14 protein-coding genes are annotated in these 13,091 nt (G+C 67.6%); 12 read left to right on the forward strand and 2 right to left on the reverse strand.

What is annotated here, in order from left to right:
- Positions 1 to 81: 81 nt before the first annotated feature.
- The 9 genes from QCE48_RS26725 to QCE48_RS26765 all read left to right on the forward strand — a co-directional run bounded on the left by QCE48_RS26725 (position 82) and on the right by QCE48_RS26765 (position 7,800).
- Complete coding sequence (locus QCE48_RS26725) at positions 82 to 468, forward strand: 4a-hydroxytetrahydrobiopterin dehydratase (protein WP_309783508.1); 387 nt, start codon at positions 82 to 84, stop codon at positions 466 to 468.
- A 199-nt stretch (positions 469 to 667) separates the two neighbouring features.
- Positions 668 to 1,702: a beta-ribofuranosylaminobenzene 5'-phosphate synthase family protein gene (locus QCE48_RS26730; RefSeq protein ID WP_309783509.1), complete on the forward strand. Its 1,035-nt coding sequence runs from the start codon at positions 668 to 670 to the stop codon at positions 1,700 to 1,702.
- A 70-nt stretch (positions 1,703 to 1,772) separates the two neighbouring features.
- Positions 1,773 to 2,708 carry an NAD(P)-dependent methylenetetrahydromethanopterin dehydrogenase gene (locus tag QCE48_RS26735; RefSeq protein ID WP_116563327.1) on the forward strand — a complete coding sequence of 312 codons (936 nt, stop codon included), beginning with the start codon at positions 1,773 to 1,775 and terminating at the stop codon, positions 2,706 to 2,708.
- The gene (locus QCE48_RS26740) at positions 2,708 to 3,895 is read left to right on the forward strand and encodes an ATP-grasp domain-containing protein (protein WP_309783510.1); all 1,188 of its coding nucleotides are present in this window, start codon (positions 2,708 to 2,710) and stop codon (positions 3,893 to 3,895) included. The genes QCE48_RS26735 and QCE48_RS26740 overlap by 1 nt, the downstream gene beginning before the upstream one ends.
- The gene (mch, locus tag QCE48_RS26745) at positions 3,873 to 4,877 is read left to right on the forward strand and encodes a methenyltetrahydromethanopterin cyclohydrolase (RefSeq protein WP_309783511.1); all 1,005 of its coding nucleotides are present in this window, start codon (positions 3,873 to 3,875) and stop codon (positions 4,875 to 4,877) included. Before QCE48_RS26740 ends, mch begins: the two co-directional genes overlap by 23 nt.
- Complete coding sequence (locus tag QCE48_RS26750) at positions 4,874 to 5,836, forward strand: RimK family alpha-L-glutamate ligase (RefSeq protein ID WP_309783513.1); 963 nt, start codon at positions 4,874 to 4,876, stop codon at positions 5,834 to 5,836. The genes mch and QCE48_RS26750 overlap by 4 nt, the downstream gene beginning before the upstream one ends.
- Positions 5,823 to 6,707 (forward strand): triphosphoribosyl-dephospho-CoA synthase, encoded by an 885-nt coding sequence (locus QCE48_RS26755; RefSeq protein WP_309783514.1) that lies wholly within the window; start codon positions 5,823 to 5,825, stop codon positions 6,705 to 6,707. The genes QCE48_RS26750 and QCE48_RS26755 overlap by 14 nt, the downstream gene beginning before the upstream one ends.
- Positions 6,708 to 6,814: 107 nt before the next feature.
- A complete protein-coding gene (gene fae, locus QCE48_RS26760; protein WP_309783515.1) occupies positions 6,815 to 7,324 on the forward strand; it encodes a formaldehyde-activating enzyme in 510 nt (169 codons plus the stop codon).
- Between the two features lie 77 nt (positions 7,325 to 7,401).
- Positions 7,402 to 7,800, forward strand: coding sequence for a hypothetical protein (locus tag QCE48_RS26765; protein ID WP_309783516.1), 399 nt, complete (start codon positions 7,402 to 7,404; stop codon positions 7,798 to 7,800).
- Between the two features lie 10 nt (positions 7,801 to 7,810).
- On the opposite strand, the gene QCE48_RS26770 is transcribed toward QCE48_RS26765, so the two are convergent.
- Positions 7,811 to 8,302, reverse strand: a complete 492-nt coding sequence (locus QCE48_RS26770; RefSeq protein WP_309783518.1) for a dihydroneopterin aldolase — start codon at positions 8,300 to 8,302, stop codon at positions 7,811 to 7,813.
- Positions 8,303 to 8,640: 338 nt separating this feature from the next.
- Here QCE48_RS26770 and QCE48_RS26775 point away from each other — a divergent pair, with 338 nt between their 5' ends.
- From QCE48_RS26775 to QCE48_RS26785, 3 genes are read left to right on the forward strand one after another with little or no spacing between them, the layout of a single operon-like run.
- Positions 8,641 to 10,680, forward strand: coding sequence for a sigma-54-dependent Fis family transcriptional regulator (locus QCE48_RS26775; protein ID WP_309783520.1), 2,040 nt, complete (start codon positions 8,641 to 8,643; stop codon positions 10,678 to 10,680).
- Complete coding sequence (locus QCE48_RS26780) at positions 10,677 to 11,276, forward strand: flavoprotein (RefSeq protein ID WP_309783522.1); 600 nt, start codon at positions 10,677 to 10,679, stop codon at positions 11,274 to 11,276. The genes QCE48_RS26775 and QCE48_RS26780 overlap by 4 nt, the downstream gene beginning before the upstream one ends.
- Positions 11,255 to 12,637, forward strand: a complete 1,383-nt coding sequence (locus QCE48_RS26785; protein ID WP_309783523.1) for a DUF6513 domain-containing protein — start codon at positions 11,255 to 11,257, stop codon at positions 12,635 to 12,637. Before QCE48_RS26780 ends, QCE48_RS26785 begins: the two co-directional genes overlap by 22 nt.
- A gap of 261 nt (positions 12,638 to 12,898) precedes the next feature.
- Here the strand turns inward: QCE48_RS26785 and QCE48_RS26790 are convergent, their stop codons facing one another.
- A complete protein-coding gene (locus QCE48_RS26790) occupies positions 12,899 to 13,054 on the reverse strand; it encodes a hypothetical protein (protein WP_309783802.1) in 156 nt (51 codons plus the stop codon).
- Positions 13,055 to 13,091 lie beyond the last annotated feature (37 nt).

Raw genomic sequence — 13,091 nt, forward strand, 5'->3', positions numbered from 1 at the left:
ACCCAAGCGCCTTTTTCTCGATGGCGCATACTGAACGCACGCACTTCGTGTTCATCGACATCGCCTCTGGAGGCCATCGCCATGACTCAAGCCGAGAAGGTCTACACCGAAGCAGAAATCAAGGAGCGGCTCACCGGCGCGCTGCAGCACTGGTATCTGGAAGACGGCTGGCTCAGGCGCAAGTACAAGACGGAGGGCTGGAAGGGCACGCTGATGGTGGTCAACACCGTGGGCCATCTCGCGGAAGCGGCGTGGCATCACCCGGACCTGACGGTCTCGTATGCGTTCGTCGTCGTGAAGCTGATGACGCACACGGCGAAGGGCATCACGGACAAGGACTTCGCGCTCGCCACGAAAATCGAGGATGTCATTCAGTGGCAGCCCGGCAAGGAAGAGGGTCCGCTCGAAGGCACCCCCGCCGACGACCAGCGCTTTCGCTATATCAAGTACGACGCGGCGAAGTCCTGAGCACTTTGCTGAAGTCCGGTTGAACAGTGTGGCGCAGGCGTGACGCAGTGCGCGCCGTCCCTGCGCGCGCGGGTGCCCGGGCCTGCCCGGCTCCGGCTGGTACGGCTCTTGCCTCAGATGCTCGGCTCGCGCGGCTGCCATGCGCGACGCGCCCAGCCAGCGCCGTCTGGAACGCCGACCTCAACTTGGGACATTCGCGATGCAGATGCCTTCCGGTCGCCTATCGCCGCCATCGGCCGTGACGGTCGATGCCCCCGCGCGCCTGCATCTCGGCTTCATCGATCCGAACGCCTCGCTCGGTCGCGCGTTCGGCAGCGTCGGCCTGACGATCGACACCCACGGCACGCGCATCACGGCACGGCACGCGGACACGATGCGGGTCGAAGGCGCCGCGAGCGAAGCGCAGCGCGCGCGCATCGAACGGCATCTGGAGCAACTGCGCTCGGCGTTCGGCGGCTCGCCGGTGGCGGTGGAAGTCAACGAAGCGCCGCGCGCGCATACGGGCCTCGGCTCCGGCACCCAGCTCGCGCTGGCGGTCGGCGCAGCCTACGTGCGGCTCGCCGGCCGCGGCGCGACCACCGCGCAGATCGCGCGCCTGCTCGAACGCGGCGCGCGCTCGGGCATCGGCATCCACGGCTTCGACCACGGCGGGTTGATGGTCGATGGCGGACACGGCGCGAACTTCACGGCCGGCAGCGTGCGCGTGGCGCCGCTCCTGTTTCGCCAGCCGTTTCCCGACGCCTGGCGCGTGCTGCTCGTCGACGACACGTCCCGCGAAGGCCTGCACGGCGACGAAGAGCGACGCGGCCTCGCCGCCCTCGGCGCCTTTCCGCGCGCACTCGCGGCGCATCTGAGCCATCTCGTCCTGATGCGCATCCTGCCGGGCATCGCCGAAAGCGACTTCGACGCCTTCGCGAAAGGCATCGGCGAATTGCAGCAGACGATCGGCGCGTACTTCGCGCCCGTGCAGGGCGGCGTGTTTTCCAGTCCCGCCGTCGAAAGCGTGCTCGGCGCGGTTGCCGCAGTCGAAACGGCGGGCATCGGACAGACCTCGTGGGGACCGACCGGCTTCGCCTTCCTGCGTGGCGAGCGCCAGGCCGAGCGCGCGCTCGCCGTCGCGCGCGAGGCGAGCCGCGCGCTGCCGTCCATTGCGTGCTCGATCGCCACCGGCCGCAATCGCGGCGCGAACTGGCGGGCGGCCAATCAAGAGAAATGCGGCATCGACGCCGCGTGACGTGAGAGGGCGTGCCCGGGCGTGCCGCGCTGCCCGTCCTGCCGCCGCAAAAACCCAAGCGAGCTGACCCATGCCCGAAGCCAACGAAAGCATTCCAAGGCCCTTCATCCTGCACATGTTCACGGCCACGCCGCAGATGAGCCCGTTCGACGTCAACATGGCCGCCGACGCCGGCTACCAGATCGTCGTGCCGTACTGCAACGTCGACGAGGACAGCGTCGTCCAGTTGACGCAGGACGCGATTTTCTCGCGCGGGCCGAAAGGCGTGTCGCGCACGGGCATTTTCATCGGCGGGCGCGACGTGATGCTCGCCGCCGACATGCTCGACCGCGCGCGCCAGGCGATGGTGCCGCCGTTCGAAGTCTCCGTGTTCGCCGACCCGAGCGGCTCGTACACCACGGCGGCAGCGCTCGTCGCGCTGGTCGAGCGGCATCTGAAGACGGAGCACAACGTCGAACTGGGCGGGCGGCGCGTGCTGATCCTCGGCGGCACGGGCGCGGTCGGGCGCGTCGCGGCGGCGATGGCGGCCTCGCTCGGCGCGGACGTCGCGATCGCGAGCCATTCGAGCCAGTCGCGCGCGACGCAGGTCAGCGACGAGATCAACCGCCGCTTCGACATCGCGACCTCGGGCGTCGCGACCGGCAATCCCGAGCAGCTGCACCGGGAACTGGCGCGCGCGGAAGTCGTGTTCGCGACCGCCGTGGCGGGCGTCCAGGTGATGAGCGCCGCCGATCTCGCGTTTGCGAAGAACCTGCTGGTCGCCGCCGACGTCAACGCGGTGCCGCCCGAAGGCATCGCCGGCGTGAACGTGATGGACGACGGCAAGCCGCTCGCGGGCGCGGCGCGTTCCGACGCGATCGGCATCGGCGCGCTCGCGATCGGCAACGTCAAGTATCAGGTGGAGCACCGGCTCTTTGTCCGGATGCGCACGAGCAACAAGCCGGTGTATCTCGGCTTCCCGGAAGCGTTCGACGAAGCCCGCGCGATCGCCGCCGGCCTCGGCTGATGCACGCGAGCACGCCTTTGTCGCGCGCGCCGTGCGTCGCGGTCGCGGGGCTGTCGGCGCGGATGCTGGCGCAGGCGGCGGCGCGCGCGGGGCTGAACCCGGTCGCGCTCGACCTGTTCGGCGACCGCGATACGCGCGAGTACGCGAGCGCGTGGTTCGACATCGGCGGCGAGGGGCTTTCGATCGACCGCGCGCGCCTGCTCGAAGCGCTCGAACGCGCGATCCGCCTGCCGCGCATGCTCGGCTTCATCGCGACGAGCGGCGTCGAGCCGCATCTGGATGCGCTCCTGCGGCATGGCGCGCGCTTGCCGAGACTGATCGGCAATGGCGCCGAAGCGACGGCGGCCGTGCGCGATCCGCGACGGTTTTTCGCGCTGCTCGACGAGCTTGGAATCGGGCATCCGGAGGTTGCGTTCGCGCGGCCCGCGAATCCGAAAGGCTGGATCGTGAAGCATGCCGATGGCTGCGGCGGCGTGCATATCGAAGCCGCGACTTCGAGCGCCGGCGATGGCTACTTTCAGCGCCGCGTGCCCGGCCGTTCGATGTCCGCGCTGTTCGTCGGCGCGCGCCGCGAGGCGACGCTGATCGGTTTCGCGGAGCAACTGAGCGTCGAGGCGGGCGCGCTGCCGTTCGTGCACGCCGGTTCGCTCGGACCCGTCGATCTGCCGCGCGACACCGCGCAAACACTTGAAGAAGCGATCCGCGCCATCGTCTGGCGCACCGGTCTCGCAGGGCTGAACAGCATCGACTTCCTGCTCGACGGCGACGCGATCCGCGTGCTCGAAATCAACGCCCGCCCCTCGTCGACGATGACGCTCTACGACGCCGTCTGGCCCGCCGTCTGGCCGCGCGGCCTGATCGGCTGCCACATCGACGCGTGCCTCGACGGCTTCTTGCCCGCCGAACCGCCCGCGCCGCCGCGCCGGGCGGGCCAGCGCGTGGTTTTCGCGCCGCGCGGCTTCACCGTGTCGCCGGCTTTCAGCGACGCCTGTCTCAGCGATCCCGCCTGCCACGACGTGCCGCACTCCGGCACGCGCATCGAAGCGGGGCAGCCGGTCTGCACGCTCGTCGTGACGGCGCCTTCCGTCGATGCCGTGCGCCGCGACATCGAACGCCAGCACGCGCTTCTCCTGCAACGCATCGAAACCTGCCGCGAGTTTTCCCATGACGTCATCCCAACCCATTGATCCCGCGCGGCCCTTGAGCGTGAACGCGCTCGCCGAGCGCCTCGTCGCGCGGCTCGTCGGAGAGGCCGCGCGCTTCGGCGTCACGGTCACGCGCACCGAAGGCGGCTCGACGATCGTCGATGCGGGCGTCGATGCACCCGGCGGCGTCGAAGCGGGCCTTCTGATCGCGCGCATCTGCATGGGCGGCCTCGGGCGCGTCGCGCGGCGCATGAGCGACGACGCCGAGCCGTTCTGGCCGAGCCTCGTCGAAGTGCACACGTCGACGCCCGTGCTCGCCTGCCTCGGCAGCCAGTACGCGGGCTGGAGCCTTTCCGCGAGCAAGGAGGAGACGGGCGGCAAGAAGTTCTTCTCGCTCGGCTCGGGCCCGGCGCGCGCGCTCGCCGTGAAGGAACCGCTCTTCGACGAACTCGGCTACCGCGACCGCCACGAACGCGGCGCGCTGGTCATGGAAGTGGACCGCCTGCCGCCGCAGATCGTGATCGACAAAGTGCTGCGCGACTGCGCGCTCGCGCCGGAAAACCTGACGATCGTCGTCACGCCGACACACTCTGTCGCGGGCACGGTGCAGGTCGTGGCGCGCGTCGTCGAGGTTGCGCTGCACAAGACGCACGTGCTCGGCGTCGATCTCGCGGAAGTCGTCGAAGGGAGCGGGACCGCGCCGCTGCCGCCGCCCTCGCCCGACGGCATCCAGGCGATGGGCCGCACCAACGACGCGATCCTCTACGGCGGCCGCGTGCATCTGACCGTGAAGCACGACGCGGTGGCCGAGCGGCTCGCCGCCGAACTGCCGTCGAAGAACGCGCGCGACTACGGGCGGCCATTCGCGGACATCTTCACGTCGTTCAACTACGACTTCTATCAGATCGACGCCGCGCTCTTCGCGCCCGCCGAAGTCTGGGTGAGCAGCCTCGAAAGCGGCGCGACGTGGCACGGCGGACGCATCGACGAAGCGCTCTTGCGCGCGCAGTGGGGAAAACCATGAGCGGGGCTTTGCGCATCGCGATCATGACCGACGAAACCGGCTGGCACACGTCGCGCCTGAAGAAAGCGTTTCGCGCGCGGGGCGCCGAGGCGCGCTGCGTCGATCTGGCCGACTGCCGCATCGACACGACCTGGGCGCCGCACGGTCTCGCGATTCCCGGTTTCGGCCACGCGCTGCCCGACGCGGCGTTCGTGCGCGGCATCGCGGGCGGCACGTTCGAGCAGGTGACGATGCGGCTCGGCATCCTGCACGCGCTGCGCGAATGCGGCGTGCCGGTCTACAACGACGCGCGCGCGATCGAGCGCAGCGTCGACAAGTCGATGACGAGCTTTCTGCTCCACCGCCACGGCGTGCCGACGCCCGCCACGTGGGCCGGCGAATCGGCCGCGTTCGCGCAGCGCGTGCTGATGCGCGAAGCGGCGGCCGGACGCAAGGTCGTGATGAAGCCGCTCTTCGGCTCGCAAGGCAAGGGCTTGCGGCGGCTCGGCGCGAGCGCGCGCGGCCGGCTCGCGCCGTTGCCGTCGCTGCGGGCATTCAGCGAAGTCGCTTACTTGCAGCGCTACGTCGAAGGCGGCCAGCCGGGCTTTGACTGGCGCGTGCTCGTCGTCGGCGGACGGGCGGTCGCCGCGATGCGGCGGGTCGGCGGCCAAGGCTGGATTCACAACTTCGCGCAGGGCGCCGCCTGCGAGCCGGCGCTCCTGACCGACGCGCTCGCCGCGACTGCCATCCGCGCGACGGAAGCGCTCGGCCTTGACTACGCGGGCGTCGACCTGATTCCCGCGAACGACGATCCGGCCAGCCCGCTGGTGCTCGAAGTGAACGGCGTCGCGGCGTGGCGCGGGCTGCAATCGGTGACGAAACTCGACATCGCCGCCGCGCTCGTCGACGACCTGCTGGATCGCAAGCTCGCGGGTTCGCGCGCGCCCGTCGCGCTCGCGAGTGGCGATGCGCCCCGCTGAAACCGCCGCGCGCGACGCGTTCCTGCGCGCGTGCGAATTGGACGTCGAGACGCCGAAGCCCGGCAATGTGAGCATCGCGAGCGCGGGACACGGAATGAGCGCCGCGCAGTTCATCGCGAGCGCGCGCGCGGCGGCCGGCGCGCTGTTCACGCCCGGCGCGCGCGTCGGCACGCGCATTCTCGACGCCATGACGCGCACGCTGGACGTCGCGGGCTGCAACACGAACCTCGGCATCGTGCTGCTCGTCGCGCCGCTCGCAGCCGCGCTCGACGACCTGGCGCGGCCGCTGTCGACCCGCGCATGGCAAGACGCGACGGAACGCGTGCTCGCGCGCCTCACTCTCGACGACGCCCGCGCCGCCTATCGCGCGATTGCGCTCGCGAATCCGGGCGGTCTCGGCGATGCGCCCGAGCAAACGGTCCACGCCGAACCGAGCGTCGATCTGCGCGCGGCAATGGCGCTCGCCGTCGATCGCGACAGCATCGCGCGTCAGTATGCGAACGGCTTTCGCGACGTCTTCGAGACGGGGCTCGCGGCAGTCGCGACTGCGCCGGCCGATACCCCGCAGGCGATCACGCTCGACGTGTTCCTGAGCTTTCTCGGCGGCTGGCCGGATTCGCACATTGTGCGCAAGCAGGGTGTGACGGTGGCGCAAAGTGTCACGGGAGAAGCAAAGCGTCATCGTGCGCGATGGCGCGCGGCGCCGGACGCGCGCGAGCTTGCGGCGTGGGACGCGCAACTCAAGGCGCGCGGCATCAATCCGGGCACGAGCGCCGATCTGACGGTCGCGACGCTCTTCGTCGCGGGATGCCTCGATCCGGCGCGCACCGGCGTCGGCGCGGCGCGCGGAGGCGATTGGCACGGATCATGATAGGTACACCACGTTCTGCTCACCTTGAGTCTTGCGCGGCCGGAATCCGGGCGTCGCGAGTTGTCTGCAAGTCGAAATATCCGAGACCTATTCACTGGAGGAACAGCATGGCTAAGATCAATCGTGTCATGGTAGGAGAGTCGCTCATCGGCGACGGCAACGAGGTCGCCCACATCGACTTGATTATCGGACCGCGGGGTTCCGCTGCCGAGACCGCGTTCTGCAACGCGCTCACGAACAACAAGGACGGCTTCACGTCGTTGCTCGCCGTCGTCGCCCCGAATCTGCTCACGAAGCCGAACACGATCCTCTTCAACAAGGTGACGATCAAGGGCGCGAAGCAGGCGGTGCAGATGTTCGGCCCGGCGCAGCACGCGGTGGCGCTCGCGGTGGCGGACAGCGTCGAGGACGGCACGATCCCGGCGGACGAAGCGGACGACCTGTTCATCTGCGTCGGCGTTTTCATCCACTGGCAGGCGGAAGACGACAAGAAGATTCAGGAGTACAACTACAAGGCGACGCGCGAAGCGTTGCAGCGCGCCGTGGCCGGCGAGCCGAGCGCGAAGGACGTCGTAGCGAAGAAGGGCGGCGCGGCCCACCCGTTCGCGCCGAACTGACTGCAGGCGGTTATCCGCGCGGCCCGGCGTGTTCCTGGCCGCGCGATTCCGAAGATCAACGATCCGAGGTTTTTCGCATGACATTACGACGTCGCGCGCTGCTGGCTCTCGCCTGCCTCTCGCTCGTTTCGCCGGTCGCGTTCGCGGCGGATAACACCGCTGCGGCGACCACGGCACAGAGCCACGATTACCCGACACAGGGGCGCGTGGAGTACGTACTCGGCTGCATGGACGACAACGGTCACGACTTCGTGAACGTCTACAAATGCTCGTGCGCAATCGACCGCATCGCGGCCAAGCTTCCCTATGACGATTTCGTCGAGCAGTCGACGTTTTCCAAGTACGCGACGCTTGGCGGCGAAGGCGGCGCGGAATTCCGCGTCGACCGCGCGAAGGCGCAGACCAAGAAGTTCCGCGCCCTGCAAGCCGAAGCGTATCGGGCTTGCGGTATCGGACAGGCCGCGGCGTTGAAGTGACCGTGCGCGTCTAGTTCGGAACGAGCCCCTCGCCGAGCGACGCATAAGTCGCCGCTCCGCGCGGACGACGCCGCTCGATCAGCACCCCGACCGCATCGACGTCGTCGAACTTGGCGGGCTTCGCCAGCGACACGCGCACCCAGTGCGCGCCGAAATCCGCGATCAGCAACTGCGCGATCCGTTCCGCGAGCGCTTCCAGCAGACGCACGCCGTGCGAAGCAAAGAGCCCGTGCAGCGCCTCGCGCACGGCGGCGTAGTTGATCGTGTCCTCGATCTGGTCCGTCCTGCATGCGCGGATCGCCGGCACGCCGATCGCGAGACTCAGGCGCACCGGCTGCGGCTCGTGCAACTCGCTGCTGTCGATGCCGATCACCGTGCTTCCCGTCAGCCCTTCGATATAGACGATGTCCATCGGCGTGTGCTCGCGATCATGTTGCGTCGCGGCATCGAAGGCCGGCGCATCGGGGAAACGGGAATGGGCAATCGCGTCGAAACGGTCCATGTCGATAGGCTCCGCCGCGCGCGCGGCTTGAAGGGTTGGTGTTTGCCCGAGGTTCCGGTGCAAGTCAGGGGAAGCGTAAGCAAAAACCGGGCAAGATCACGTTCCTCTGCGCGACTACTTATTGAACAAGCGCGCCATCGGATGTACAGTTTTGCGATAGTTTCGCGGTGGCCGGTCCGGCTGGCGGCACTGTCAGCCCGCGCCGCGCGGTGTGCATGCGTTCAGTTCTTCACCAGTCGTGATAGAAACGCAGCGCAAGGGGAATCACAACATACTAGGCGCCGAGTAAAATCCGCGAACAAAGCGGCACGCTTCGGACGCCAGGGAGACAGGCCCCCATGTCGTCGCTCGCTGACATCGACACACATGTCCGAGAAGTACTGAACATCGTCAACAACCCGCTCGCCGCGCGTGCCGCGAGCGACTCCGTTGCGCAATCGTGGATCCGCTGCCTGAACGAGTTCAGACTCGACCCCGCGCGCTTCGTGATGCCACCCGTGCTGACGCAGCCGGAACTCGTCGACCGCCGCGAGGCCGCGAGCGATCTGATCGCGTGCTCCAGGCTCGAAATGACCACGCTGTACCAGCAACTCGCGGACCCGGAACTCGCGGTCGTCCTCGTCGATGCGGACGGCGTGATCGTGCATCAGGTGTCGTCGGTGCCGTTCGGCGAAGCGGTCGCCGCCGACGGGCTGCGCGTCGGCGCGCTGTGGAGTGAGCGCGAAGCCGGCACCAACGGCATGGGAACGTGTCTCGCGGAACGCGACTGCATCGCCGTGTGCCAGCACGAGCACTTCTATCCGCGCTACACGTCGCTCACCTGCTCGGCCGCGCCGATCTTCGATGATCGTGGCACGATCGTCGGCGTGCTCGACGTCACGAGCCGCTCGAAGCTCTTGCAGCAGCATTCGCTCGTGCTCGTCGGCATGTCGCGGCAGATGATCGAAAATCGCCTGATCGACGCGCGCTACCGGCACGCGAACATGATCCACTTTCACAGCCGCCCCGAGTTCGTCGGCACGCTGCACGCGGGCAAGCTCGCCGTGAGCGACGACGGCGTCGTGCTCGCCGCGAGCCGCAGCGCGCTCTTCCAGCTCGACTTCCGCTCGCCCGCCGAGTTGTGCGGCAAGCGCATCGAGGAAGCGTTCAACGCGTCGCTCGAAGACATGATCGCGCGCAGCATCCGCGGCTCGTTCCATCCGGTGACGGTGTACAGCGCGAAGGCGAACAGCCGCTTCTTCCTGACCGCGCAAACGCCGCGCGACGCGGCCAAGAGTTCGACGCGCATCCTGCTCAGCGATCCGGTTTCCGCTGCATCGCGCGCGAAGGCCGTCAGGAAGGACGCGCGCGAGACGACCGGACGTCTAGACAAGCTCTCGCACCTCGAATTCGGCGATCCGCGCATGGCCTCGCAGATCCAGCTCGCGGCGCGCGTGATCCAGCGCAAGATTCCGATCATCCTGCGCGGCCAGACCGGCACGGGCAAGGAAGTGTTCGCCAACGCGCTGCACAGCATCAGCCCGAACAGCGGCGGGACGTTCGTCGCGGTGAATTGCGCGTCGCTGCCGGAGAATTTGATCGAAAGCGAACTGTTTGGCTATCGCGCGGGCGCGTTCACCGGCGCGCAACGCGAAGGACGGCGCGGCAAAATCGTGCAGGCGAACGGCGGCACGCTGTTCCTCGATGAAATCGGCGACATGCCGATGGCGCTGCAAGCGCGCCTCTTGCGCGTGCTGGAGGAGCACGAGGTCACGCCGCTCGGCGCGGAAACCACGGTCAAGGTCGATTTCCAGCTCATCAGCGCGAGCCACCGCAACCTGCTCGAACTGGTGCAGACCGGCGTGTTTCGCGAGGACTTGTATTACCGGCTGAACGGCATCGAAATCAATCTGCCGCCGCTGCGCGAACGCGCCGATGCGCTCGCGCTCATCAATCACATCCTCGAAAGCGAAACCGAAGACCCGCCGACCCTCAGCGCCGAAGCGCGTCACGTGCTGCTCAACTACGCATGGCCGGGCAACATCCGCCAGTTGCGCCATGTGCTGCAGATGGCGATCGCGCTGTGCGACGGACCCGAGATCAGGTGCTCGCATCTGCCCGCCGATATCGTGAACGGCAACGCACCGCAGCGCATGCCGGCGGCTCCCATCGCGCCGCAATCGGCGCCCCATCTCGCCGACGACGCCGACACCTCGGCGCTGAACGCGATCCAGGTGCGTGAGCGCGAGACGGTGCTGTCGCTGCTCGACGAGCATCGCTGGAACGTGAGCAATGTCGCGAAGGTGCTCGGCATTAGCCGCAACACGCTGTACCGGAAGATGCACAGGCTGCATATCCGGCTGTCGCACGACGGACCATCGGCCGCTTCCGACGCATGAGCGAACCCACGCCCGCCCGAAAGCTCGACGAGTTCAAGCCCGACGCGCGCTTCGCGTGGTGCGTGACCGGTTCCGGCCACATGATCGAGGAATCCATCGACCTCGCGCTGAAGCTGCCGGGCGTCGATCTGTTCTTGTCGTCGGCGGGCGAGGAAGTGCTGCCGCTCTATGGCTGGCCCGTGCCGAAACTGCGCGAGCATTTCCGCGTGTTCCGCGACAACAGCGCGAGCAGCGTGCCCGTCGGCATGCTGTATCAGGGCGACTATCACACGGTCGTGATCGCACCCGCGACGAGCAACACGGTCGCAAAGTGCGCGCTCGGCATCTCCGACACGCTGCCGACCAACCTCTATGCCCAAGCCGGCAAGCAGTGCGTCCCAGGCATCGTTTTCGCATGCGATACCGCGCCGAGCGTCATCACGCAGAGTCCGCACGAGTGGGTCGAGGTGCGGCCGCGCGCGATCGAATTCGAGAACGTCGAGCGGCTCGCCCGCATCGAACACACGACCGTCGCGCGCTCTCTCGACGACCTGAAGGCGGCGCTCGATCAACGGCTCTCGAACCTCGGGCTCGCATGGAACACATCGTCTTCCTGACTGGCCGTCTCGCCGAAAAAAGTCTGTATCAGGTGCTCGAAGGCATGCAGCCGACGCCGTTCTCGTGGGAAGTACGCGAGATCGGTTTGCAGGTCGCGGGGCTCATGACCGCCGACATGATCCGGCGACGCGTTGCCGCGCCGGTCGAGGCGAACCGCATCATCGTGCCCGGCCGATGCCGCGGCGATCTCGATGCGCTCTCGCAGCACTACGGCGTGAGCGTCGAGCGTGGACCCGAGGAGGTCAAGGACCTGCCGCAGTTTTTCGGGCGCGAAGCGAAGCACTTCGACCTGTCGCGCTACGAGACCGAGATTTTCGCGGAGATCGTCGACGCGCCGCGGCTCGATCTCGATGGCATCGCGGCGCGCGCGCGCGATTATGCGCGGCAAGGCGCGGACGTGATCGACATCGGCTGTCTTCCGGAGACGCCCTTTGCGCATCTCGAAGATGCGGTGCGCATGCTGAAGGAACAGGGTTATCGCGTGAGTGTCGATTCGATGCTCACCGACGAACTCGTGCGCGGCGGCCGCGCGGGCGCGGATTACCTGATGAGCCTGAACGTCGATACGTTGTGGGTCGCGGATGAAGTGGCATCGACGCCGGTGCTCGTCGCGCGTGAACCGGGCGATCCGGCTTCGCTCGATGCGGCCATCGACGCCATGACGAAGCGCTCGCGCGCCTTTCTCGCCGACCCGATCCTCGATCCGATTCCGTTCGGACTCGCGGCGTCGATCGCGCGCTATGTCGCATTGCGCGAGCGTTATCCGGAAGTCGCGATCATGATGGGCATCGGCAATGTCACCGAGTTGACCGAAGCGGACACGAGTGGCATCAATGCGGTGCTGCTCGGAATGGCGGCGGAACTGCGCGTGGCGGCGGTGCTGACGACATCGGTGAGCCTGCACGCGCGGCGTGCGGTGCGCGAAGCCGATGTCGCCCGCCGCGTCATGCATGCGGCACGCGAGGCGCAGGTGCTGCCGAAGGGCATCTCGGGCGATTTGTCGGCGCTGCATGCGAAGCGGCCGTTTCCTTATAGCGCGACGGAAATCGACGAGTTCGCGGCTGCGGTCCGCGACCCGAACTTTCGTGTGCAGGTCGCAGCAGATGGCATTCATGTCTATAACCGCGACGGTCATCAAACGGCGAACGATCCTTTCGAGCTTTACCCATCGCTGAATGTGGAGAACGACGGCGGGCATGCGTTCTATCTCGGTGTGCAACTTGCGCGCGCGGAGATCGCGTGGCAGTTGGGCAAGCGCTTCGATCAGGATCAGCCGCTCGACTGGGGATGCGAAGTGGATCGCGTCGAAGAGGATCTGATGGCGTGGCATGCGCCCGGGGCGACGAAGAAGAAGCATTGATCCGCCCGCTGCAAGCGAACCCGCCTTCACGTTCGTGATCGTCGTGCCGGCCGTGCCGCCGCCGAGCGTGACTTTGCCCTTGGTTGTATCGTCGTAGGCGACGAAGCTGTTCGTCGCAACGCCGCTGCTGTCGACAGTCAGGCCCGCTGCTTCCAACTAACCCACGTTGACGGGCGTCCGTGCCCTGCGTGCCCGCCGCGACGTTGACGATCTAACACTCGCTTCCTGCTGCGCCGACCGAAATCGTGTTGTTGCGGTTCGCTATGGATCTATTGCCGAGCGCGACGCTGTTACCGGAGGCGCGACCGCAAGCGCGCCCAATGCAACGCTATTCCAACCCGAAACAGTCGAAAGCGCGCCAATCGCTGTGCTTTCGCGGGCACTCCCCGATGCATTGGCCTGCGCGCCGATTGCTATGTTAGGCGATCGTCGCCATGAGCGCGGTCACGGACAT

Source organism: Caballeronia sp. LZ024 (assembly GCF_031451455.1).
In the GTDB taxonomy this organism is placed as follows: Bacteria; Pseudomonadota; Gammaproteobacteria; order Burkholderiales; family Burkholderiaceae; genus Caballeronia; species Caballeronia telluris.

Excerpts from the sequence above, each read along its gene's own strand:
- QCE48_RS26785 (WP_309783523.1), top strand. The coding sequence starts at position 11,255 with ATGGAACACATCGTCTTCCTGACTGGCCGTCTCGCCGAAAAAAGTCTG.
- QCE48_RS26755 (WP_309783514.1), top strand. The coding sequence starts at position 5,823 with ATGCGCCCCGCTGAAACCGCCGCGCGCGACGCGTTCCTGCGCGCGTGC.
- QCE48_RS26725 (WP_309783508.1), top strand. The coding sequence starts at position 82 with ATGACTCAAGCCGAGAAGGTCTACACCGAAGCAGAAATCAAGGAGCGG.
- QCE48_RS26780 (WP_309783522.1), top strand. The coding sequence starts at position 10,677 with ATGAGCGAACCCACGCCCGCCCGAAAGCTCGACGAGTTCAAGCCCGAC.
- QCE48_RS26775 (WP_309783520.1), top strand. The coding sequence starts at position 8,641 with ATGTCGTCGCTCGCTGACATCGACACACATGTCCGAGAAGTACTGAAC.
- QCE48_RS26750 (WP_309783513.1), top strand. The coding sequence starts at position 4,874 with ATGAGCGGGGCTTTGCGCATCGCGATCATGACCGACGAAACCGGCTGG.
- fae (WP_309783515.1), top strand. The coding sequence starts at position 6,815 with ATGGCTAAGATCAATCGTGTCATGGTAGGAGAGTCGCTCATCGGCGAC.
- QCE48_RS26770 (WP_309783518.1), bottom strand. The coding sequence starts at position 8,302 with ATGGACCGTTTCGACGCGATTGCCCATTCCCGTTTCCCCGATGCGCCG.
- QCE48_RS26735 (WP_116563327.1), top strand. The coding sequence starts at position 1,773 with ATGCCCGAAGCCAACGAAAGCATTCCAAGGCCCTTCATCCTGCACATG.
- mch (WP_309783511.1), top strand. The coding sequence starts at position 3,873 with ATGACGTCATCCCAACCCATTGATCCCGCGCGGCCCTTGAGCGTGAAC.
- QCE48_RS26765 (WP_309783516.1), top strand. The coding sequence starts at position 7,402 with ATGACATTACGACGTCGCGCGCTGCTGGCTCTCGCCTGCCTCTCGCTC.
- QCE48_RS26730 (WP_309783509.1), top strand. The coding sequence starts at position 668 with ATGCAGATGCCTTCCGGTCGCCTATCGCCGCCATCGGCCGTGACGGTC.
- QCE48_RS26740 (WP_309783510.1), top strand. The coding sequence starts at position 2,708 with ATGCACGCGAGCACGCCTTTGTCGCGCGCGCCGTGCGTCGCGGTCGCG.